20 protein-coding genes and 1 pseudogene are annotated in these 22,160 nt (G+C 72.2%); 12 read left to right on the top strand and 9 right to left on the bottom strand.

Annotated elements, in window-relative coordinates; translation table 11 throughout:
- Window positions 1–151 precede the first annotated feature (151 nt).
- On the top strand, window positions 152–1,936 hold the full coding sequence (locus ACFQO7_RS28170; protein WP_376809202.1) for a potassium channel family protein: 1,785 nt from the start codon (window positions 152–154) through the stop codon (window positions 1,934–1,936).
- Here the strand turns inward: ACFQO7_RS28170 and ACFQO7_RS28165 are convergent.
- Together ACFQO7_RS28165 and ACFQO7_RS28160 are read right to left on the bottom strand one after the other, a co-directional pair.
- On the bottom strand, window positions 1,848–2,612 hold the full coding sequence (locus ACFQO7_RS28165) for a phospholipase A2 (RefSeq protein WP_376809201.1): 765 nt from the start codon (window positions 2,610–2,612) through the stop codon (window positions 1,848–1,850). The genes ACFQO7_RS28170 and ACFQO7_RS28165 overlap by 89 nt on opposite strands.
- A 211-nt stretch (window positions 2,613–2,823) precedes the next feature.
- Window positions 2,824–4,029: pseudogene (locus tag ACFQO7_RS28160) on the bottom strand (DUF4032 domain-containing protein); the annotation flags it as partial.
- Window positions 4,030–4,151: 122 nt separating this feature from the next.
- Between ACFQO7_RS28160 and ACFQO7_RS28155 the strand changes: the two are divergent.
- The 3 genes from ACFQO7_RS28155 to ACFQO7_RS28145 all read left to right on the top strand — a co-directional run bounded on the left by ACFQO7_RS28155 (window position 4,152) and on the right by ACFQO7_RS28145 (window position 7,751).
- On the top strand, window positions 4,152–5,489 hold the full coding sequence (locus ACFQO7_RS28155) for a trypsin-like serine peptidase (protein WP_376809200.1): 1,338 nt from the start codon (window positions 4,152–4,154) through the stop codon (window positions 5,487–5,489).
- 158 nt (window positions 5,490–5,647) lie between these two features.
- Window positions 5,648–6,322 carry a phosphatase PAP2 family protein gene (locus ACFQO7_RS28150; RefSeq protein ID WP_376809199.1) on the top strand — a complete coding sequence of 225 codons (675 nt, stop codon included), beginning with the start codon at window positions 5,648–5,650 and terminating at the stop codon, window positions 6,320–6,322.
- Between the two features lie 211 nt (window positions 6,323–6,533).
- Window positions 6,534–7,751, top strand: coding sequence for an APC family permease (locus tag ACFQO7_RS28145; protein ID WP_376809224.1), 1,218 nt, complete (start codon window positions 6,534–6,536; stop codon window positions 7,749–7,751).
- 2 nt (window positions 7,752–7,753) lie between these two features.
- Here ACFQO7_RS28145 and ACFQO7_RS28140 read toward each other — a convergent pair whose 3' ends face one another.
- From ACFQO7_RS28140 to ACFQO7_RS28110, 7 genes are all read right to left on the bottom strand, one after another.
- Window positions 7,754–8,077, bottom strand: a complete 324-nt coding sequence (locus ACFQO7_RS28140) for a type II toxin-antitoxin system PemK/MazF family toxin (RefSeq protein WP_376809198.1) — start codon at window positions 8,075–8,077, stop codon at window positions 7,754–7,756.
- On the bottom strand, window positions 8,074–8,406 hold the full coding sequence (locus ACFQO7_RS28135; RefSeq protein WP_376809197.1) for a hypothetical protein: 333 nt from the start codon (window positions 8,404–8,406) through the stop codon (window positions 8,074–8,076). The genes ACFQO7_RS28140 and ACFQO7_RS28135 overlap by 4 nt, the downstream gene beginning before the upstream one ends.
- Window positions 8,407–8,437: 31 nt before the next feature.
- Window positions 8,438–9,310 (bottom strand): 1-aminocyclopropane-1-carboxylate deaminase/D-cysteine desulfhydrase, encoded by an 873-nt coding sequence (locus ACFQO7_RS28130; protein WP_376809196.1) that lies wholly within the window; start codon window positions 9,308–9,310, stop codon window positions 8,438–8,440.
- Between the two features lie 69 nt (window positions 9,311–9,379).
- Window positions 9,380–10,225 carry a class II fructose-bisphosphate aldolase gene (locus tag ACFQO7_RS28125; RefSeq protein ID WP_376809195.1) on the bottom strand — a complete coding sequence of 282 codons (846 nt, stop codon included), beginning with the start codon at window positions 10,223–10,225 and terminating at the stop codon, window positions 9,380–9,382.
- Window positions 10,225–11,319, bottom strand: coding sequence for an N-acetylglucosamine-6-phosphate deacetylase (nagA, locus tag ACFQO7_RS28120; RefSeq protein WP_376809194.1), 1,095 nt, complete (start codon window positions 11,317–11,319; stop codon window positions 10,225–10,227). Before nagA ends, ACFQO7_RS28125 begins: the two co-directional genes overlap by 1 nt.
- The gene (locus ACFQO7_RS28115; protein WP_376809193.1) at window positions 11,316–12,257 is read right to left on the bottom strand and encodes an ROK family protein; all 942 of its coding nucleotides are present in this window, start codon (window positions 12,255–12,257) and stop codon (window positions 11,316–11,318) included. The genes nagA and ACFQO7_RS28115 overlap by 4 nt, the downstream gene beginning before the upstream one ends.
- Before the next feature lie 28 nt (window positions 12,258–12,285).
- Entirely contained in the window at window positions 12,286–13,161 is an 876-nt protein-coding gene (locus ACFQO7_RS28110; RefSeq protein WP_376809192.1) for an SIS domain-containing protein, read from the bottom strand.
- 188 nt (window positions 13,162–13,349) lie between these two features.
- Between ACFQO7_RS28110 and ACFQO7_RS28105 the strand changes: the two genes are divergently transcribed.
- The 8 genes from ACFQO7_RS28105 (at window position 13,350) to ACFQO7_RS28070 (ending at window position 21,999) form a co-directional block, all read left to right on the top strand.
- Window positions 13,350–14,135: a DeoR/GlpR family DNA-binding transcription regulator gene (locus ACFQO7_RS28105; protein ID WP_360531006.1), complete on the top strand. Its 786-nt coding sequence runs from the start codon at window positions 13,350–13,352 to the stop codon at window positions 14,133–14,135.
- A gap of 231 nt (window positions 14,136–14,366) precedes the next feature.
- Window positions 14,367–15,359, top strand: coding sequence for an ABC transporter ATP-binding protein (locus ACFQO7_RS28100; protein WP_376809191.1), 993 nt, complete (start codon window positions 14,367–14,369; stop codon window positions 15,357–15,359).
- On the top strand, window positions 15,356–16,342 hold the full coding sequence (locus ACFQO7_RS28095) for an ABC transporter permease subunit (protein ID WP_376809190.1): 987 nt from the start codon (window positions 15,356–15,358) through the stop codon (window positions 16,340–16,342). Before ACFQO7_RS28100 ends, ACFQO7_RS28095 begins: the two co-directional genes overlap by 4 nt.
- Before the next feature lie 153 nt (window positions 16,343–16,495).
- The gene (locus ACFQO7_RS28090; protein ID WP_376809189.1) at window positions 16,496–16,894 is read left to right on the top strand and encodes a DUF3263 domain-containing protein; all 399 of its coding nucleotides are present in this window, start codon (window positions 16,496–16,498) and stop codon (window positions 16,892–16,894) included.
- A 99-nt stretch (window positions 16,895–16,993) separates the two neighbouring features.
- Window positions 16,994–19,834: an alpha/beta fold hydrolase gene (locus ACFQO7_RS28085; RefSeq protein WP_376809188.1), complete on the top strand. Its 2,841-nt coding sequence runs from the start codon at window positions 16,994–16,996 to the stop codon at window positions 19,832–19,834.
- Window positions 19,831–20,724, top strand: a complete 894-nt coding sequence (locus ACFQO7_RS28080; RefSeq protein WP_376809187.1) for an ABC transporter permease — start codon at window positions 19,831–19,833, stop codon at window positions 20,722–20,724. The genes ACFQO7_RS28085 and ACFQO7_RS28080 overlap by 4 nt, the downstream gene beginning before the upstream one ends.
- 251 nt (window positions 20,725–20,975) lie before the next feature.
- Window positions 20,976–21,260 carry a hypothetical protein gene (locus tag ACFQO7_RS28075; RefSeq protein ID WP_376809186.1) on the top strand — a complete coding sequence of 95 codons (285 nt, stop codon included), beginning with the start codon at window positions 20,976–20,978 and terminating at the stop codon, window positions 21,258–21,260.
- Window position 21,261: 1 nt separating this feature from the next.
- Window positions 21,262–21,999 (top strand): hypothetical protein, encoded by a 738-nt coding sequence (locus tag ACFQO7_RS28070; protein ID WP_376809185.1) that lies wholly within the window; start codon window positions 21,262–21,264, stop codon window positions 21,997–21,999.
- The last annotated feature ends 161 nt before the right edge of the window (window positions 22,000–22,160 follow it).

Raw genomic sequence — 22,160 nt, 5'->3', positions numbered from 1 at the left:
TTGCTGACCGGTGCACCCCGAACGGCAGGGTGCTGCTTGGTGCATTCGTCTGATGGAGCAACGACCAAAAGGGGCATATCGTCGCGGGAAAGGCATGTTCGGCGATCCCTCAGGGGTGGTACGGGTGGTGCGTGGTCGATAGCATCCGGGCGTGCTGACCCCCTCCACGGTCGTGGCCAACCTCCGCCGTGCCCGCAACAACCACTTCGTGATCAACGGCTCGGACGGCCTGGCCTACCGCCTCGCCGAGCAGCTGACCACGCGCTACGGCGTGGACGTGGTGGTGCTGATGACCCCCGATCAGCGGCGCGACGCGCGCGACTTCGGTGAGCTGCCGCGGGTGCGGGTGGTGGTGGTCGATCGGGTGGACGAACGTGCCCTGGTCAAGGCCGATGTCGCCACGGCGATCGGGCTGGCGCTGACGGTGCAGGACGACGTCGGCAACATCCACGTCGCGCTGCAGGCCCGTGACCTGGTGCCGGGGCTGCGGCTGGTGGTCCGGATGTACAACTCGCATCTCGGCCGCGGCATCGAGGAGCTGCTCGGCAACGCCCGGGTGCTGTCCGACGCCGAGATCGCGTCACCGGCCCTGGTCGCGATCGCGCTCGACGAGGTCAACGCGGTGCCGCTGCCGGTCGGCGGCCGTACCCTCGTGGTCGCCCGGCGGGCCGACGTCGCGCCCGACGACGTGGTCTGCGGGCTGGTGGACACCACCACCGGTGGCACCGCGCCGGACCTGCTGCCCGCCGACCCGGGCCGGGCCGACCTGGTGCTGGCCGAGGCACGGGTGAGCAGCGGGGTGGCCGACAGCGTCGCCGACACGATGACCACCGTCGCGCGTTCCGTGCGCCGCAACGCCCGCCGCTGGCGGCTGCCTGCGGTCGTCGACACCGCGAAGACGCTGATCTCGCGCCAGTTCCGCATCGCGGTCGCCGTGGTGCTGCTGATCCTGATCGGGGCCGGTTTCGCGTTCGCGCGCACCCGGCCGGAGGTCGCCTCGTTCTGGGATGGCGTGTACGTGACGCTGGTCAACGCGCTCGGCGGCCCGCAGCTGGACGCGGACATCCCCGGCTGGCAGCAGGTGCTGCAACTGCTCGTCGCGCTGGCCGGGCTCGCCCTGGTGCCGCTGATCACCGCGATGGTCGTCGAGGGCACCGTCAACGCCCGGCTGGCCGTGGCGCAGGGGCGGCTGCGGCTGCCCGAGGACGGCCACGTCGTGCTGGTCGGGCTGGGCAACGTCGGCACCCGGGTGCTGCGGCTGCTCTACGACCGGGACATCCCGGTGGTTGCGATCGACATCAAGGAGCAGGCGCGCGGCGTGCCGCTGGCAAGAGAGCTCGGCGTGCCGCTGATCATCGGCGACGCGAGCCGGGAGAGCACGCTGCGCTCCGCACACGTGCAGGGCTGCCGCGCGCTGATGACGCTGGCCAGCAACGACGTCATCAACCTGGAGGCGGCGCTGCACGGCCGCAACCTCCAGCCGCAGCTGCGGGTGCTGGTCCGGCTGTTCGACGGCGACCTGGCCGCGCGGGTGCGCAAGACGTTCAGCATCCGGTTCACCCGAAGCGTGTCCTACCTCGCCGCGCCGGCCTTCGCCGAGGCGCTGATGGAACGCGAGGTCATCGGCACCATCTCGGTCGAGCGCCGGGTGCTGCTCGTCGCCGAGGTCGTGGTCGGCGCCGGCTCGCAGCTCGCCGGGCAGCGGGTGGCCGTCGCGGACCTGGCCGGAGCGGTACGCGTGATCGCGCTGGCCGAGTTCGGTGAGCCCCGCCCGCTGTGGCGGCCCGCGCCCAACCGGGTGCTGCAGGCGCGCGACCGGATCACGGTGGTGGCCAGCCGCGACGGGCTCAGCCGGCTGATGCGCCAGGCCGCCGGAAACGGCGCGGACGACGACGCGGACCCGATCGCGCAGGGAGCAGGCGCGAGCGCGCCGTGACCAGGCAGCCGCCACCGGCCAGGGCCAGCAGCACCAGGCCCGCGGTGCGCGGCAGCCCGGACGTGTCCACGGGCGGCCCGGAGACCTGGCGCCAGGAGTTGAAGCCCACCCCCGCGGCGAACAGGGTGACCGTCGCGTCGCAGCTCGCCGGGGTCGAGTCGGCGACGCACTGCACCCGCAGGTCGTGGTCGAGCAGCAGGTCGATGTCGGCGCGGGCGGCCGGGTCCAGGGGCGCGCCCCGGCGCTGCGCGTACCGCAGCAGGTCGTAGCCGAAGTCGTGGGCCTTGCAGGCCGTGGCGAAGTCGAACGGGCGGCCCTCGCCGGGGACCGAGCACGAGCCGGTCGGGTTGATCACGCGGAGCGAGCCGTCGGCCAGCCGGGCGGTGCCCGGGGTGTAGTGCATGACCTGCGGGAAGTCCGCCGGAACGGCGGCGAGGTCACCGGCGGGCAGGGCGTGGATCATGCGGGTCGCGGCGGCGTCCGGGCCGGCCTGAGCGTTGCCGGGGGTCGCGACGGTCAGCGCCGCGGCTATGCCGACGCCGAGCACGAGCAGCGAACGCAGCCAGCCCGGCAGCGGCCGGCGGCCCGTGGACGCCAGGCGGCGTGCGGGGCCGTCGGGTCTGGCCCGCTCGGCGGAGAGCCTGGCGAGGGCGGCCAGGCGCGGCCGTGATCGCATCGTCGCGACCCTTTCGCTGTGCACGGCCCGGCGGGGTGCCACCCCGCTCGGCAGAGCGGCGCGCCCGGACCGGGCAGCCACGCTACCTGCGGTTTTGTTGATCGCCCACCCTTGTCACCCACCCGAGTGGGAAGGGTCAACGGGCGGCGAGGTCGTCGTCCTCGGCGATGTCGTCGTCGGGGATGAGGTCGGGGTCGGGTTCCTCGTCGGGGTCGTAGCCGAGGACGGCCTGCTCGTCCGGGCGGTGCACCAGCACGTTGTTGAGGAAGGACTGCACCGCGGGGGCGAGGCCGACGTCTCGGCCCGCGTTCTCGCTCAGCGTCCAGCGGTGCTCGATGATCTGCACGAACAGCTCCGGCGGCTCCAGTTTGCCGCGCAGGTGCGGCGGCACGGCGCGGATCACCGGCTCGAACACCTCGGTCAGCCAGCGGTGCGCGGCCTGCGCCTCGTCGGGCAGGTCCTCGGACTCGGCCCGGTACGCGTCGAGGTCGTTGAGCAGCGCGCGGGCCTGGTTCTCCTCGGCGTCGAGGCCGGTCAGGCGGAGCAGGCGGCGGGTGTGGTGGCCGGCGTCGACGACCTTCGGGCGCAGCATGATGCTGCGGTGCCCGCCCTCCTCGACGACGGACATCGCCACCTCCTCGACGTCGAAGCCGAGTTCGTTGAGGCGGCGGATGCGCTTGTCCATCTGGCGGCGGGTGTCGGTCTCGACGGCCTGCTCGTGGGTCAGCTCGTGCCACAGCGTCTCGTAGCGGCGGACCACCTCGTCGGAGACGTGCTCGGGGTCGATGCCCTCGTGCAGCAGGCCCGCGGCCTGCAGGTCCAGCGCCTCGCCGAAGATGTTGGTCCGGGCGATCTCCAGGTCCTCGCCGCGCTGGCCGGGGGAGAGCCGCAGGTGCAGCTGGCCGGTCTCGGCGTCGACGAGGTACGCGGCGAACGCGCCGGCGTCGCGGCGGAACAGGGTGTTGGACAGCGAGCAGTCGCCCCAGAAGAAACCGAGCAGGTGCATGCGCACCAGCAGCGCGGCGAGCGCGTCCAGCAGGCGGTTCATGGTGTCGGGGCGCAGCGTGTGCGAGAACAGCGCCCGGTACGGCAGGGAGAACTTGAGGTGGCGGGTGACCAGCACCGGTTCCAGGTGCTCGCCGTCGGCTGCGACCCGGTCGGCGACGATCGCGACCGCCTCGACGGCCGGGGCGTCGATCCGTTCGAGGGCGCGGAGCAGGTCGTACTCCCGCTCGGCGATCTTCTCGCGGGTCTCCTTCACCGCGTACACGGTGCCCTGCAGTTTGACGAAGCGGACCACGTGCCGGGAGATGCCCTGGGGCAGCGCGACCAGGTGGTCGGCCGGCCACTCCTCCAGTGGAGTTGACCAGGGTAGATCGATCAGGGCTGGGTCGACGAGGGCCGAGGTGATCCGCACCCGAACAGCCTACGGATTCACGTACAGCTGCCGCGAATCCTCTTTTCGGCCGAGGCACCGGCCACAGTGCTGCGTCGTTGCACGTAGGGAGCTTGTCCGGAGTCGTTCAGGAGGCTGGTCGCATGCGCCGTACGGTCGCGCTGGTGATGGGAATCTCTGCCGTGTTGGCGCTCACCTCGGCCGCAGGCGCCGCGGTGCTCGGTGGAGGAGCCCCGCCCGCCGCCCGGCCGGAGGACGCCCGATCGATGATCACCGCGGTGCAGGACGCCGAGCAGGCGGCCGCGCCGACGGCCGGTGCGGGGGCTGTCGCCCCGGTCACCGCGAAGGGCGGCGAGGATTCGAGCCCGCACCGGACCGGGCGGGCCGAGGCGGGCCGGGTCGAGTCCGCGCACGCGGTGCTCGGCTACCTCGACGCGGACCGCAGCGCGACGCTGCGCTTTCCGGGGGCCGAGTACGTCAAGGTGCACTTCTCGCAATTGCTGCTGCTGCCCGGCGACTACCTGACGGTCAGCGATCCGAAGCGCACCGAGGTGCACCGCATCGACGGCGACGCGGTCGGCTCGGTGCTGGGCAGCGCGGGCCGCTGGGCGATGTCCGTGACCGGGGACACCGCCCTCGTCGAGCTGCACAGCTCGGACCTCGACCTGCTCGGGCTGGGCGCCACCGTTGCCCGGCTCGGCGTGGTGATCGACAAGGTGAGCCGCGGGCACACCGAGTCCGAGCGGGTCGCGGCGTCCGAGTCGTACCAGAAGGCGAAGCGGGCGCAGGCGCGCACGGGCCGGGAGGAGACCATCTGCGGCTCCGACCAGAAGGCCGACGCGGTCTGCTACCGCACCACCGAGCCGGTGGTCTACCGGCGTGCCAAGGCCGTGGCCCGGATGCTGATCGGCGGCGTCGAGCTGTGCACCGCCTGGCGGGTCGGGCCGCGCAACCTGCTGCTGACCAACAACCACTGCGTCGCCGACAAGAGCGAGACCAGCGACGTCGAGGTGTGGTTCAACTACCAGTGCGCCGAGTGCGGCGGGTACGACGTGTTCCGGCCGACCAAGGTGTGGCTGAGCGAGCTGATCACCACGGACAAGACGCTGGACTTCAGCCTGTTCTCGGTGACCGACTTCCCGCTGGTGGAGAAGTTCGGCTACCTGGAGCTGGACCTGCGCCGCCCGGCCAAGGGCGAGGAGCTCTACATCCCGCAGCACCCGGCGGGCGCGCCGGCGATGGTGGCGATCAGCAGCGACCGCGACCGGGCGGGCAACTGCGCGGTGGAGAGCAACGACTACGACGGCTACGCCGACGACACCGACATCTCCTACTACTGCGACACCGAGGGCGGCTCGTCCGGCTCCCCGGTGCTGTCCCGCCGTACGAACAAGGTCATCGCCCTGCACCACTTCGGCGGCTGCCCCAACTCCGGCGTCCGCATGGAACTGGTCGCCAAGAAACTGGGCGCGCTGCTCTGACCGCTGCTTTTGGGGGTTGATCATGAACTTGTGGCACGGGTCGTCGGCGAGTCGCTGCCACAACTTCATGATCACCGGAGGTGGGTTCGGGGTGAAGGCCGTGTGGTGGGGCGGTGCAGGAATGCCGGGTCGCGGGGCCGGTCAGGCATAGTGGGCCGGTGCGGATTCCGACGCGGCGGCTGAGCCGGTTCGACAGCTGGTGGTGGGACGCCGCCCTGGTGGCGGTGCTGGCGCTGATCACGGTGCTGGCGGCGCGTGGCGCGACCGAAGGGCTGGACCTGGGCGTACGCGACTGGGTGCAGAGCCACCAGCCGGGTTGGGCGCACGCGGTCGCGCGGGTGCTGAACTACCTCGGGCAAGGCTGGCTGGTGATGTGGATCATCACGGGTGGGCTGACGGTGGCGCTGCTGGTGCGTTTCCGGGACTGGCGGGTGCTGCTGCCGGGGGTGACGGGTTTCCTGCTCACGTACCTCACCATCGGGCCGCTGAAGCTGTGGACGCACCGGGACGCGCCGAGCAGTGCGCTGCCCAACGCGGTGGAGCTGTTCAACCCGCTGGCGGTGACGTACTCGAACTCGTACCCGTCCGGGCACGTGGTCAACGCGATCGTGTGGTGGGGCATCATCGTGATCCTGGCCTCGCGGCTGTGGCGGCTGCCGCCGACGCTGGTGCGCTGGATGCGGGTCGCGCCACCGGTGATCGTGCTGTGCACGACCACGTACCTGTCGCACCACTGGGTCACCGACGGGCTGGCCGCACTGGCCCTGGGCCTGCTGCTGGACCGGATCATCCACCGGATCGACTGGGACACGATTCTGCCGCCGCGCCGCTGACCCGGCCGCCCGCGCCAGGCCTGCCCGCTGAACCGGTGCAGCCGTGCGCCGAGCTCCGGCACCGCCGCTGACCTGGCGCTCCGCAGGTCGGAGGTTAACAAGGTGCCCTTCCTATACACATAGCGTTAAGCAGAGCTTCTGCTCGTCTCGCTGACGCGAGCCGACGATGCCCTTCCTTTCTGCAAGGAGGGCGGGCTAGCCTGCGGGCGTGATCTCGACGTTGGCGCGGCGGCTGGGGTTCGGCGACGCCGTCGTCATCGGGCTGGGGGCGATGCTCGGCGCCGGTGTGTTCGTGGTGTGGGGGCCGGCGGCCGCCGCCGCGGGGACCGGCGGGGCGCTGATGCTGGCGCTGCTGATCGCGGCGGTGGTGGCGGCGTGCAACGCGACCGGGTCGGCGCGGCTGGCCGCGCGGTATCCGGAGTCGGGCGGCACCTACGTGTACGGGCGCGAGCAGCTCGGGGCGTTCACCGGGTTCCTGGCGGGCTGGGCGTTCGTCATCGGCAAGACGGCGAGCTGCGCGGCGATGGCGCTGACGATCGGGTACTACCTGTGGCCGGCGTACGCGCGGCCGGTCGCGGTCGCGGCGGTCGTGGTGCTGACTCTGATCAACATCCGGGGCGTCACGAAGACGGCCGTCGCGACCCGGGTGCTCGTCGCGATCACCCTGCTGGTGCTGGTCACGGCCGTGGGCGTCGGGCTGTGGGGCGGCGCGGCGGCCGAAGCCGGCGCGGCCGGTCCGGCGGGGCCGTTCGAGGCGGCGGGGCTGCTGTTCTTCGCGTTCGCCGGGTACGCCCGGATCGCCACGCTCGGCGAGGAGGTCCGCGACCCGGAGCGCACCATCCCGCGGGCCGTGCCCGTGGCGCTCGGGGTGGTGCTGCTGGTCTACCTCGCGGTGGCGCTGGTCTGCCTGTCCGTGCTCGGCATGCCCGCGCTGGCCAGGTCCACCGCGCCGCTGGCCGACGTCGTCGCCGCCGCCGGTGCGCCCGGCCTGGTTCCGGTCGTGCGGATCGGGGCGGGCGTCGCGGTGTGCGGGGTGCTGCTCAGCCTGCTGGCCGGGGTGGGCCGGACGATCCTGGCCATGGCCCGGCGTAGCGACCTGCCGTCGCGCCTGTCCGCGGTGCACGCCCGGTACGCGACCCCGTGGCTGGCCGAGCTGGCCGTCGCCGCGGTCATCATCGCGGTGGTGCTGGCGGCGGACGTACGCGGCGCGATCGGCTTCTCCAGCGTGGCCGTGCTGACCTACTACGCGATCACCAACGCGGCCGCGTGGAGCCTGGGCGGGCCGAAGCACCTGCGTGCGGTGGCGGCGCTCGGGCTGATCGGCTGCATCGTGCTCGCGATGACCCTGCCCGAGCCGACGGTGCTGGCAGGGGCGGGTCTGCTCGCGGCCGGCGTGCTCGCGTACGCGGTTGCGCGCCGCAAGGGCTGAGGTCAGAGCGCCAGTGCCGCGCGCAGCCCGGCGTTCACCGCGGCCATCGTGTACGGCCCGAGCGCGCCCGCGGGAGTGGGCAGCTCGTCACGCCATAGTTTCTCGACGTCATCGCAGAGTGCCCAGCCCGCCAGCTCGCCACAGTCCGTGCCCAGGGGGACCACGGTCTCGATATGAGTGTTCCGGTTCGTGGTGGTGATCCGCACGGCGAGCACGGTCGTCAGGGCCCGGTTGCGGCGGTTGTTGCTGACGACGGCGAACGGCTTGCGGCCGAGTTCCGCACCGAGATCGACGAAGTAGACCTCGCCGCGAACCGGAGCCCTCACCGGCGTCCTCCGGCTTGCGCGGATTCCTCGGCCGTCCACTCCTCGACCGAGCGGGCACGGCGAGCACGATGTGTCGCCCGCTCCGCCGCCGCCTCGCCGTTGTGCCAGGTGGCCATGTGCTCGTAGCCGATCTCCAGGCAGATGTCGCGCAGGGTGGCGTCGGCGACGTCGAGCATCGCCCGCAGGCGTGCCCCCTCGCTGCTCAGGTCGGGCGTCTGCCCCCGCTGCGCGTACCAGATCTCCAGCGCCTTGCGTAGCACGGACTCGGTGCCCAGCTCCTGCACCGTGTCGGCTACCCCATCGGTGACGGTGACACTCATGCGCTTCACTGCACCAGACTATGCACCACGATGTGGTGCGTCAACCGGTGCCGGTGATGACCGCTGCCAGCCGGGTGCCCAGTGCGAACACGCCCTGCTCGGCGAGGTCGAAGAGGGCGGCGAGCAGCTTGCCGGTGTAGACCGGGTCCAGGGCGAGGCCGTGGCGGCGGTGGAAGTCGGCGACGAAGGCGTCGAGCTGCGGGGTGCGCTTGGCGTACCCGCCGAAGTGGTGGTCCAGGTCGATCCGCCAGTTGGCGGTGGGGGTGCCGAACGCCTGGCGCTGCAGCTCGGTGACCTCGTCGACGAGGAAGCCCGCGCCCTTGAGCACGGCGACCCCGAGCGCCTGCCGGTCGCCGGTCAGCCCGCCCGCGATGCCGGCCAGGGTGCCGCCCGTGCCGACCGGGCAGCAGAGCACGTCGTACTCGGCGTCGATCTCGGCGGGCAGCTCGGCGCAGCCGCGTACGGCGAGGGCGTTGCTGCCGCCTTCGGGGATCACGTAGCAGTCGCCCCAGGTCTGCTTCAGCTCGGCGAGCACGGTGTCGGTCTGCTTGCGGCGGTACGTTTCCCGGTCCAGGTAGGCCAGGGTCATGCCCTGCGCCGCGGCGTACGCCAGGGACGGGTTGAGGGGCAGGTGCTCCTCACCGCGCACGACGCCGATGGTCCGGAACCCGTGGCGGCGACCGGCCGCCGCGACCGCGCGCAGATGGTTCGAGTACGCCCCACCGAACGTCAACAGCGTCCCGAAGCCCCGCTCCCGCGCCTCCACCAGGTTGTACTTCAGCTTCCGCGCCTTGTTGCCCGGCAGCTCCGGGTCGACCAGATCGTCGCGGACCAACAGCAAGGTCACCCCGACCCGCCCGAGCCGCTCGTCGCGCAACTCCTCCACGACCGGCTCACCGCGACGATCTTGCACGAGTGGCCCCTTCCGTGACTGGTTCATCCGTGTCGTGGGGGACGCCCGTGCAAGATCGGCGCTGCGGGGTCAGAGGAGGGTGAGGAAGTGCCGGACCGTGGCGGACATGGCGTCGCGGGCGGGGCGGAGGTATTTGCGCGGGTCGACGAGTTTCGGGTCGGTGGCGAGGACCTCGCGGACGGCGCCGGTCGCGGCGATGTTCAGGGCCGTGCCGATGTTGATTTTGACCAGGCCGCCGGTGACCGCGCGGCGCAGTTCGGCGTCGCCGACACCGGATGAGCCGTGCAGCACCAGGGGAACCGTGACGGCGTTCTTCAGGGCGGCGATCAGGTCGTGGTCGAGGGCGGCGTCCCGGCTGGTCATCGCGTGGGAGGAGCCCACCGCGACGGCCAGCGCGTCCACCCCGGTCTCGGCGACGTAGGCGGCGGCCTCGGCGGGATCGGTGCGCGCGCCGGGAGCGTGCGCGCCCAGCGGCGGCGCGCCGTCCTTGCCGCCGACGGTGCCCAGTTCGCTCTCCAGCCACAGCCCGTGCTCGTGGCAGAACTCCGCCGCCGCCCTGGTCGCGGCCACATTCTCCGCGTACGGCAGGGTCGAGGCGTCGAACATGACCGACGAGAAGCCGTGCTCGGGGGCCTGCCTCAGCAGCGCCACCGACTCCACGTGGTCCAGGTGCAGCGCCACGTCGACCGAGGCCAGCTCGGCGACCGCGCGGGCGGCGGCGGTGATCGGGCCGAGCTGCCCGCCGTGGAACTTCACCGCGTTCTCGCTGATCTGCAGGATCACCGGACGGCCCGCGGCCGACGCCCCGGCGGTGATCGCCTCGGCGTGCTCCAGGGTGATGACGTTGAACGCGGCGACACCGGTGCCGCCGACGGCCGCCTCGGCGACCAGCTTCCCGGTGGGGACCAGGGCCATCAGTTCCACGCTCCCGACTTCATGACCTGGACCACGCGCAGCTCGGCGTCCAGTTCGACCAGGTCGGCACGCAGGCCGGGGCGCAGTGCGCCCAGCTCGCCGGCCAGGCCGAGGACCCGGGCCGGGGTGGTCGCGGCCATCGCGGCCACATCCGTGATGGGCAGGCCCGCGCCGAGCGCCTGGCGCACCGCGGCGTCCATGGTCAGCGTGCTGCCGGCGATGCTGCCGTTGGCCAGCCGGGCCACCCGGTCGGCGACGGTCACGGCCAGGCCGCCCAGGTCGTACTCGCCGTCGGGCATACCCGCCGCGGTCATCGCGTCGGTGATCAGCGCGGCCCGCGCGCTGCCCGCGCTGTGCGCGGCGAAGGCCAGGGTGCCGTCATGCAGGTGTACGCCGTCGGCGACCAGTTCGCAGACGACGGTGGGGGAGTCCAGCAGCGCCACGATCGGGCCCGGCTCCCGGTGGTGCACCGGGCGCATGCCGTTGAACAGGTGCGTGCCGACCGTCGCGCCGGCCTCGACCGCGGCCATGACCTCGGCGTACGACCCGTCGGTGTGCCCGACCGCGGCGACCACGCCGTGCTCGGCCAGCAGCCTGATCGCGTCGAGCGCGCCCGGCCGCTCCGGTGCGATGGTCACCATGCGCAGCACGCCGTCGGCGAGCTTGAAGATCTCGGTCAGCTCGTCGAGCGACGGGTCGCGCAGGAACTCGGGGTTCTGCGCGCCGCAGCGCGCGTGCGACAGGTACGGCCCCTCGAAGTGCACGCCGGCCAGCACACCCTCGGCCACCAGCGGCGCGTACGCCAGCACCGCGTCGCGCATCAGCTCGAACGGCGACGAGACCAGGCTCGCCAGCATCGTCGTCGTGCCGTGGGCCAGGTGGAACGCGGCCGCCTCCCGGGCCGCCGCGGCGTCGCCGGTGGTGAAGGTGAACCCGCCGCCGCCGTGGTTGTGGATGTCCACGAACCCGGGCAGGATCCACCGGTCCGCAGCGGCTCCCGGCTCCACGGCGGTGATCCGGTCCCCGTCCAGGTGCAGGGAACCCTCCACGACACCGTCCGGGGTGACGATCCGTCCGCTGATGTGCTCGCTCACGCCTTCTCCTCGGTGCGCTCGATCAGATCCAGGGCGATCAGCCCAGCGCCGAGGCAGCCGGACTCGTCGCCCAGTTCGGCGCGCACGATCTCCGGCACGCGGTGGAAGGTGACCTTCTTACCCAGGGCGTCGCGGAGCGGGGCGAGCAGGGTTTCGCCGGACTCGGCAAGGCCGCCGCCGATGACGACCAGCTCCGGGTCGTACAGGGCCTGGCCGGTGAGCAGCCCGTCGGCCAGCGCGTCGACGGTCTCCGCCCATACCTGGTCGGCGTGGGGGTCGGTGGTCAGCCGTGCGGCTACCTGAGCGGCGGTGGCGGGGCTGCCGGCGAGTTCGGCGTAGCGGCGCTCGACGGCGCTGGCCGAGGCGAGCGCCTCCAGGCAGCCGCGCAGGCCGCAGCCGCACAACGGGCCGCCGGGGCGGACCACGATGTGGCCGATCTCCCCGGCCGCGCCGTGCGCGCCCGCCATGACCGTGCCGTCGACCACGTGCGCGGCGGCGATGCCGGTGCCGATCGGCACCACCAGCACGTGCCGGCGACCCCGGCCCGCGCCCAGCCGGGCCTCGGCCAGGCCGCTGGCCCGTACGTCGTGGCCGACCGCGGTGGGCAGGCCGGTCCGGTCGGCGATCTCGCGGCGCAGCGGCACGTCCCGGAAACCGATGTTCGACGAGTACGTCGCGATGCCGTTGGCCTCGTCGATGATGCCCGGCACGACCACACCGGCGCCAACCGGCCGCCAACCGCGCTCGGCGGCGGTCGCGGCCAGTCCCGCGGCGACGTCGAGGATGGTGCCGAGCACCGCCTGCGGCCCGCGCTCGCGGCCGGTGGCGTGGCGCTCGGTGTGGCGTACCCGGTGGGCGACGTCGACCAGGGCGCACTTCATGCCGGTGCCGCCCACGTCGATCGAGACGACGACGTCGTCAGGCTGGTGCGAGGTCATGCCTTACCCCCAGAGTCCGGATACCCGCTCATGACAGCACTACCGAGCGGGTCAGGTGGCGCGGGGTGTCGGGGTTGAGGCCCTTGTGTTCGGCCAGGGCGACGGCGAAGCGCTGAGCGACGACCAGGTGCGCGACCGGGTCGATCTCCGGGTCGTGCACGAAGGTCGCGCCGGTCACCTCGACGTCCTCGCGCAGGCCGGGCGGGACCTCGCCGAAGGCCCAGACCGCGCGGCCGGTGGTGCTGATTGAGATGGGGCCGTGCCGGAAGTCCATCGCCGGGTACGCCTCGGTCCAGAACGTCGCCGCCTCGCGGCACTTGAGCGCGGCCTCCTGGGCCAGGCCGTTGGTCCAGCCCCGGCCGACGAAGGTGACCTGCTCGACGGTCGCCGGGTCGAGCGGCAGCGGCAGGTCGAGCGCGCGCTGCGCGTCGTCGGCGGCCTTGGCGAGGTCCTCGCCGAGCGACGCGCGCAGCAGGGTCAGCGCGCTGGTCGCGAAGCGGGTCTGCACCACGGAGCGCTCGTCGGCCCAGGGCAGCGCGATCACGTCGCGGGCCAGGCCCACCGCCGGGGTGTCCACGTCGCCGACCAGCACCGTGGACCGGTCACCGGCCTTGCGCAGGATGTCGAGGACCTCGGTGGTGGTGCCGGACCGGGTGATCGCGATGATCCGGTCGTACGGCCGGTCGACCGGGAACTCGGAACCCGCGAAGGCGTCGGTCTCGCCCTGTCCGGCGGCCTCGCGCAGCGCGGCGTACGCCATCGCCATGAACCAGGAGGTGCCGCAGCCGACGACGGCGACGCGCTCGCCGGGCCGGGGCAGTGCCCCGGTCGCCTCGGCGGCCTGTGCCGCGGCCCGTCGCCAGAGCTCAGGCTGGCTGTCGATCTCTTCGGCGACGTACGTCATGGGGCGGGCCCTCCAAGCAGGCGTGCGCGTAACGGCTCGAAAGTAAGGGTTTTCGCGCGCTATTCTGCGCGACGCCTCCGGCGATGGCAACTCAAGAGTCACATACGCGCAGCACATCGCGTTGCATGGGCGGGTTTCGCGCACTAGTGTGCACGCATCCGCTCAGAAATCGCGCAAACGGAGGATCGGTGGACCGGTACGCCCGCTGGAACGCGCTGCTGGAACTGCTCACCGATTCCGGCCGGGTGACCGTCGAGGAGGCCGCCGAGCGGCTCGACGTTTCCCAGGCCACCATCCGTCGCGACTTCGACCAGCTCGCCCAGCAGCAGATGATCACGCGTACCCGGGGCGGGGCCGTCGCCAGCGGCGTCTCGTACGACCTGCCGCTGCGCTACAAGACCGCCAAGCACTCGGCCGAGAAGCAGCGCATCGGCGCCGCCGCGGCGTCGCTCGTGCAGCCCGGCATGGTCGTCGGCCTCAACGGCGGCACGACCACCACCGAGGTCGCCCGCGCCCTGGCCGTGCGCCCCGAGTTGAACTCGGTCTCCGAGGGCGCGCAGCTCACCGTCGTCACCAACGCGCTCAACATCGCCAACGAGCTGCTGGTCCGCTCCCGGATGAAGATCGTGGTGACCGGGGGAGTGGTGCGCCCGCAGTCGTTCGAGCTGGTCGGCCCGCTCGGCGGCGGCATCCTGCGCGAGGTCACCCTCGACCTGGTGCTGCTCGGCGTCAACGCGATCGACGTGACCCTCGGCGCGGCCGCCCACCACGAGGGCGAGGCGGCGATGAACTCGCTGATGGTGGCCCGCGCCAAGCGCGTCGCGATCATCGCGGACTCGTCCAAGCTCGGCAGCCACGCGTTCGCCCGCATCTGCCCGGTCGAGCGCATCGAAACCCTGGTCACCGACTCCAACGCCGACCCGGCCGCCGTCTCCGCCTTCCGCGACGCCGGCCTCAACGTCATCGTCGCCTGACCCCCGCCTCCCGCCCCGCCGTCCCTTCTCCTGCCGCAACTCTTAAAGAGTTGCGCCCTGAGGCGTGCCTCAAGACCGCGACTTTTTCAGAGTTGCGCGCCGCGCGGGTGGGCACGGTGGGTGGGGGAGTGGGTACGGGGTGGGGTTGTGAAGAATCGGGGGAGAGCAGGGCTGCGTGGGGGGTGCATACGCCGTAGGGTGCGGGGGTCACTGATACCTAGGAGGTCGCTCGTGACCGCTGTCTTGGAGATCCAAGGCCTGCGTAAGACGTACCGAGCCCGGGGTGGTCCCCGTCGGGCGCTGGACGGCTTCGAGATGTATGTGGAGGCCGGACAGGTACACGGCTTCCTGGGGCCGAACGGCTCCGGCAAGACCACCACCCTGCGTACGCTGCTCGGGCTGATCAAGCCGGACAGCGGCGAGATGCGCATCCTCGGTCACGAGCTGCCGCGGCACCTGCCCAGCGTGGTCGGCCAGGTCGGCGCGATCGTGGAGAGCCCGCAGTTCTTCGCCCACTTCACCGCGCGCGACACGCTCTCCCTGCTGGCCGACGCGGGCGGCCTGCCCAAGGAGCGGGTCGACTGGGCGCTGGAGCTGGTCGGCCTGCGCGAGCGGGCCAAGGAGCGCGTCAAGACGTACTCACTCGGCATGAAGCAGCGGCTGGCCGTCGCGTCGGCGCTGCTCAAGCAGCCGAAGCTGCTGATCCTCGACGAGCCCGCCAACGGCCTGGACCCGGGCGGCATCCGCGAGATGCGCGACATGATGGCCACGCTGTCGGCCGGTGGCATGACCGTGGTGCTGTCCAGCCACATCCTCGGCGAGATCCAGCTGATCTGCGACAGCGTCACGATCATCTCGCTCGGCCGCCGGGTCGCGGCGGGTCCGGTCGCCGAGGTGCTGCAGGCACACTCGTCCGGCCAGGTGAAGGTCGCCCTGGAGACGCCCGCGGACCTGTCCGCGGCCGCCCAGGTGCTGATCGCGGCGGGCTTCCAACTGCAGGCGAACGCCGACCACCTCACCCTGTCCGGGGTGGACAAGCCGGCCCTGATCGCACGGCTGCTGGCGGAGCGCCAGCTGTACGTCAGCGAGCTGACCCCGGTCACCGCGGACCTCGAAAGCGTGTTCCTGGAGCTGACCGGCACCGCCCCGGTGCCCGGCCAGGTCCGCTCGGTCGATCAGAGCGTGCGGCCGGAGCTCACGCCGCAGAACGGTGGGGCAGCATGAGTCTGGTACGTGCTGAGCGGCGTCGGTTCTTCAAGCGCCGGCTGACCCGCTGGGTGTTCCCGATCGGCCTGCTGCTGCTGGTGACGATCGCGTCGATCCTGTTCGCGTTCCACTCCAAGCCGACCGCCGAGGCCCGCGCCAAGGGCGAGGCGGCGGCCGAGGCGGTGTACCAGGAGCAGATCCGTTACTACGAGCAGTACAAGCGCGAGTGCGGTGAGAAGTGTCCCGAAGACGGTTGGACCGGACCGCAGCGGTCCGACTTCCGCGCCGAGGACTTCATGCCGCCGTCGTTCGACTTCAAGGCGATGTACGGCGAGCTGTTCCTGGTCTGGGCCGCCATCATGGCGATGATCGCGTTCCTGCTGGGGGCGTCGTTCGTCGGGGCGGAATGGGCGTCCGGCTCGATGATGAACCTGCTCACCTGGCAGCCGAAACGGATGAAGGTGCTCGGCACCAAGCTGGGCGTGCTGCTGCTGTCGGTGACCGCGCTGTCCATACTGGCGCTTGGCGTCTGGACGGGCATCCTGTGGGCGGCCGGTGAGCTGCGCGGCACCACGGAGGGTCTGACCCCGGGGGTGTGGCAGTCGTTCGGGCTGACCGCGCTGCGCGGAATGGGCATGATCCTGGCGTTCGCGGCACTCGGCTTCGGGCTGGCCTCGATCGGCCGGCACACCGGTCTCGCGCTCGGCGCGGCGCTGGCCGTGGTGATCGTCGGACAGGTCGGTCTGAGCATCCTGTTCCAGATGGTCCGGGTGCCGTTCTGGGAGCAGTACCTGGTGCCGGTGCACATCTTCGCGTGGATGAGCAAAGAGGTGAAGCTGACGGACTTCAGTTCGCCGGAGACCGTCTGCGACAACGCGGGCAACTGCAACCCGCCGGAGCTGCTGATCACCTGGCAGGACAGCGGTTCGATCGCGCTGGGCCTGGTCGTGGTGGTGCTGCTGCTCGCCTTCTGGCAGATGCGCCGCCGCGACATCAGCTGACGCGCGGAACGAGGCATACGGTCGGGCGGCCGGGGTATCGACACCCCGGCCGCCCGGTCACTTTTGTGGCACAGCAACCCTGATCACAGATCTTTCGTTGATCTCGACGGCGCACCTAGACTCGTGGGACGTGGCCCGCGGGGAGGGGACAAAATGGAGCAGATCAGACAGCGCTCGCGAGCTGATGGCAGCGACCTCGAAGAGCTGCCCCTGATCCCGATTCCCCGCCGCGACCCGTCCGTCGACCTCACCTCGCCCGCCGAGCGCGACGACGAGATCGACTCCGACCTGCCCGCGGCGGCCGTGGTCACCGAGGAGGAGGCGCTCTCCGAGCGGGAGCGGCACATCCTCGCCTTCGAGCAGCGGTGGTGGCGGCACGCCGGGGCCAAGGAGCAGGCGATCCGCGACCAGTTCGAGGTCTCCGCGACGCGTTACTACCAGCTGCTGAACGCGCTACTCGACAACCCGGCCGCGCTCGCGCACGACCCGGTGCTCGTCGGCCGCCTGCGGCGGCTGCGCGGCAGCCGGGCCCGCACCCGCAGCACACGGTAGAAGGCTGAACGCCGCCCGCACGCCGGCTGAAAGAACTCTCAGCTTGCGTGGGGGTTGTCCCCGATGGGTCCCCGGGTGACTCGTCGTACTGTGGCGGACATGCGCGCGCTCGCGGCCCGGGTACGGGCGAAGTTCAACAGACGGTGGATCGCCGGAGGCGTCGGCCTGGTGGTGCTGGCCGGCCTGGCGGCCTGGGCGGTGTCGCCCGCCGACCCCGCCTATCGCACGGTCGACGAGCGGGTGTCGGTGCGCACCGGCCCGCTCGGCGATCAGGACGTCACCCTCGACACCCGGCTCTACCTGCCCGACGGCGCGTCCGCCGGGCAGAAGGTGCCGGCGCTGCTGCTGGCCCACGGGTTCGGCGGCACCAAGGAGAGCGTCGCCCTCGACGCGCAGGACCTGGCCGGGCTCGGCTACGCGGTGCTCACCTGGACCGCGCAGGGCTTCGGCGCGAGCACCGGGCAGATCCACCTGAACTCCCCGGACTACGAGGTCCGCGACGCCCAGCGGCTGCTGGACCACCTCGCCGAGCGCGACGACATCCAGCTCGACGCCGCCGGCGACCCCCGGGTGGGCGTGCTCGGCGGCTCGTACGGCGGCGCGCTGTCGCTGCTGCTCGCGGCGCAGGACAAGCGGGTCGACGCGATCGTCCCGATGATCACCTGGAACGACCTCGGCAAGTCACTGTTCGCGCAGTCCGCGGCGACCACCGACGACGGCGTGTTCAAGCAGGCCTGGGCCGGGGTGTTCTTCAGCTCCGGCCTGTCCGGCGGGCGCGGCGGCGGTGGCGGCGGCGCTCTGGACCTGGAAGCGCTCGCCGGGAACGGCGCGGGCGGCGGGGCGCCGGGTGACGGCACGGGCGGACCGGCGAACGCCAACCCGCAGTGCGGCCGCTGGGCCGCCGACATCTGCGAGACCTACCTGCGGGTGGCCGCCGCCGGGCGGCTCGACGCGGCGTCGCGCGAGCAGCTCGCCCAGCGCAGCCCCGCCGGCGTGCTCGGCCAGATCAAGGCTCCGACGCTGCTCATCCAGGGCCTGGCCGACTCGCTGTTCCCGCTGAGCGAGGCCGACGCCAACGCGCGCGGCATCGCCGCGAACGGCACGCCGGTGCGCGTCGCCTGGTTCACCGGCGGCCACGACGGCGGCGACGGCCCGCAGTCCGACTCCGACCGGCTGAAGTTCCTGACCGCGCAGTGGTTCGACCACTACCTCAAGGGCAACGGCGCGGCCCCGGCGAACAGCTTCACGTACTCGCGGATCACCGGGCTCGACGCGGTGGACCGGGGCACCATGGCCACCGGTTACCAGGTCACCGACTACCCGGGGCTGACCGGGGGCAGCACCGTGCAGGTGCCGGTGAGCGGCGCTCCGCGTACCGTCGCGAACCCGCCCAACGGCACCCCGGCCGCGCTGTCCTCGCTGCCCGGCACGGGTTCGGGCGCGCTGTCGAGCTTCGTCAACGGGGTGGTCAGCGACCTGCCCGGCCAGCACGCGCGCTTCGACTCCGCGCCCCTGGAGCAGGCGGTGAGCGTGGTCGGCACGCCGACCGTCACCATCCGGGCGGCGTCGCCGACGGGCGAGGCGGTGCTGTTCGTCAAGCTGTACGACGTCGACCCGAACGGGTCCGCCGCGCTGAGCATGGGCCTGATCGCGCCGGTGCGGCTGACCGGGCTGCCCAAGAGCATCGACCAGGCGCAGCCGGTGCAGGTGACCCTGCCGGGCATCGTGCGCGAGTTCGAGGCCGGGCACCGCGTGCGCGTCACCATCGCCACCGCCGACCAGTCCTACCTGGGCCTGGCCGCGCCGATGGACTACACCGTGGCCGTCGGCCCGGCTTCCGGCGGCGGGGCGGTCACCCTGCCCACGGTTCCCGGCACCCCGATCGCGACCGCCGACGCGCTCTGGCTGTACGTGCTGCTCGGCCTGCTCGCGCTGCTGGCCGTCGGCCTGGCGATCGTGATCTTCGTGGCCCGGCGGCGGCACCGGAAGGTGGACCACTCGGTCTCCGCCGAGCACGCCGACACCCCGCTGTGGGTACGCGGGCTGCGCAAGACGTACGGCGACTTCGTGGCCGTGGACAGCATCGACTTCACCGTCGAGCGCGGGCAGGTGGTCGGCCTGCTCGGCCCGAACGGCGCCGGCAAGACCACCAGCCTGCGGGTGCTGATGGGTCTCACCCAGGCCACCGCGGGTGAGGTGCTGATCTTCGGGCACCGGCTGGCCCCGGGTGCGCCGGTGCTGTCCCGGATCGGCGCGCTCGTCGAGGGCCCCGGCTTCCTGCCGCACCTGTCCGGCGAGCAGAACCTCGCCGCGTACTGGCGGGCCACCGGGCGGCCGTGGGAGGAGGCCCGGTTCGAGGAGGCACTCGCCATCGCGGGCCTCGGCGACGCGGTCAAGCGCAAGGTCAAGAACTACAGCCACGGTATGAAGCAGCGCCTCGCCGTCGCCCAGGCCATGCTCGGCCTGCCGGAACTGCTGGTGCTCGACGAGCCGACGGACGGGCTCGACCCGCCGCAGATCGCCGAGATGCGCCGGGTGCTGCAGCGATACGCCTCCGACGGCCGGGCCGTGCTGGTCTCCAGCCACCTGCTCGCCGAGGTGGAGCAGACCTGTACGCACGCCGTCGTGGTGCACAAGGGACGGGTCGTGGCCTCCGGCCGGGTCGACGAGATCGTCGGGGACAGCCCGACGACGCTGCTCGACGTGACCGACATCGACCTGGCCAGCAAGACCCTCGACCGCATCGACGGCGTCACCGGGTACGCCGTCGACGGCGAGCGCACCCTCGTCGTCGACCTCGGCGACGTCAGCCGCACCGAAGCGGTGTCCGCGCTGGTCCGGGCCGGAGTCGGCATCGACCGGGTCACCCCCCGGCGACGCCTGGAGGACGCGTTCCTGGCCCTGGTGGGCGACTCGACAGCGGGAAGTGGTGACCGATGAGTACTGAAATCGTCGAGCGGGGTGCGGCACAGGCCGACGGGGCGGCCGCGGGATACCGCGCGGGCCGGACGCTGACCTATGCCACCGAGTTCGCGCGGCAGTGGCGGCGCAAGCGCACCCAGCTCGCGCTGGGTTTCATGGTGGTGCTGCCGATCATCCTGCTGCTCGCGTTCGAGCTGGGCGGGTCCGACGACGACGGTCGCTCGGGCCGGGGACAGTTCTCGCAGCTGTCCGACGCCGCGATCTCCGGCGGGTTGAACTTCGCCATGTTCGCGCTGTTCGTCTCGGCGAGCTTCCTGCTGGTCGTGGTCGTGGCGCTGTTCCATGGCGACACGGTCGCCTCCGAGGCGAGCTGGGGCAGCCTGCGCTACCTGCTGGCGGTGCCGGTGCCGCGAGCCCGCCTGCTCGGCATCAAGCTGGCGGTCGCGCTGAGCTACTCGGCGCTGGCGATCCTGACCCTGCTCGGCACGGCGCTGCTGCTGGGCACGCTGCGCTACGGCTGGCACCCGCTCCAGTCGGGCATCGCCGCCGAGATCCCGCCCGGCGAGGGCATGCTGCGCCTGCTCGCCACCGCCGGCTTCCTCGGCATCAACATGCTGGTGGTGGCCGGTCTGGCCTTCCTGCTGTCGGTGCTCACCGACGCCCCGCTCGGCGCGGTCGGCGGCGCGGTCCTGCTGTACATCGTCTCGTCGATCCTGGACCAGATCACCGCGCTCGGCGAACTGCGCAACTTCCTGCCGACGCACTTCGCCCAGGCATATCTGGGCCTGCTCACCACGCCGATGCAGTTCGACGACATCATCAAGGGCACCATCTCGGCGGTCTGCTACTTCACCGCCTTCTGCGCCCTGGCCTTCTACCGCTTCTCCCGCAAGGACGTGGTCTCCTAGACCGGCTCCGCACGTCGCCCTGCCTGCCGCAGTGCGGCTCGCGGGACGGGGCACGTCGTTTTGTCATAGGCGCTGGCCTATCTCATCGAAAATCCGTGCGCCGGAGTCGATGTGATGGGCCAGCGTCTATTGAGCCGGGGGTGCGGGCGGGACGCGTGGGGTGCGAGGCGCGGGCCTGCGCGGACGGATCCTGACGTTGCGCTTACATGGCGGGTGCGTCGGTCTGACGTGGCGTGGGCAGAGTGCCCTTCATGAGACGTGCCATCGCCATGACGGCCCTTGTGGTCGCTCTCGGGGTGGCGCTGACCGGGTGCCGCGGGGGCGGCAACCGGGACGCGCTGCCGCCGGCCGGGACGGACACCGGGAGCAGCACCGTCGCCACCACCCCCGCGCCCGCGCCGAAGACCGCCGCCCCGGTGGACGCGGCCGCCGCGGTGAGCCAGGCCGACAAGGACCTGGCGGAACTCGACAGGTTGCTGGCGGAACTGGACGGGCAGCTGAAGAAGGCAGAGGAGAGCCCGAACGATGAGGACTGACATGCTGATCCGACGCGGCCTGCTGTTCGCCGCCACCACCCTGACCGCCGCCGCGCTCGCCGCCGCCGCCGGGGTGCCCGCGCAGGGCGCGCCTGCCGTCGCCGGGGTCGCCGTGCAGGCGGCGGACCAGGCCGCGAACCTGGCAAACGCGAAGAAGCTGACGACCGTACGCATCGACGGCCGGCTCGCCCTGCTGCGGGCCGAGGGGGTCGCGATCCGCAACGCGGCGCGCCTGACCGACGCCCACCAGGCGGCGCTGCAGAAGATCATCGACGCGGACATCGCCGGTCTCACCGAGCTGCGCGCCAAGGTCGCCACCGAGACGACGACCGAGGCCGTCCGCACCGACGCGCGCAGCATGGTCGAGGACTACCGCGTGTACCTGCTGGTCCGCCCCCAGGTCCACCTGACCGTCGCGGCCGACGTGGAATCGGCGGCGCTGGCCCGCCTGCGTACCCTGCACGACAAGCTCGCCCAGGCCGTCGCGACGGCCAAGTCCGCGGGCAAGGACATGGGCGACGCCGAGGCGAAGCTGGCGCATCTGAAGTCCGAGCTCGACGCGACGGAGTCCGCCCTGTCCGGCCTCGCCGACGACCTGCTCGCCGTCCAGCCCGGCCCCGACGCCGCCGCCATCAAGGCCAAGACCGCCGCCGCCCGCGCTGACGTCCGCACCGCCCGCACCCACCTGCGCGCCGCCGTCGCCGACGCCAAAGCCCTCCGCACCCTCCTCAAGCCCTAAGCCCGAAGGAAGGGCACCTTCCCATCGCCATACGTAGAGGAAGGGCACCTTCTTAACCGCCGGGAGGCGGTGAGCTGGACTTCCGCGGGCCCGGACCGGTCTCCCCACCGGCCCGGGCCCGCGATGTTTCGGCGGGGCGGGGCGTGAGGCGTGCATCTCAT

This window comes from Catellatospora aurea (assembly GCF_042663325.1).
Taxonomy (GTDB): Bacteria; Actinomycetota; Actinomycetes; order Mycobacteriales; family Micromonosporaceae; genus Catellatospora; species Catellatospora aurea.
The sequence above is the reverse complement of the archived record's forward strand: the minus strand, read 5'-3'. Positions and strand labels throughout refer to the sequence as shown.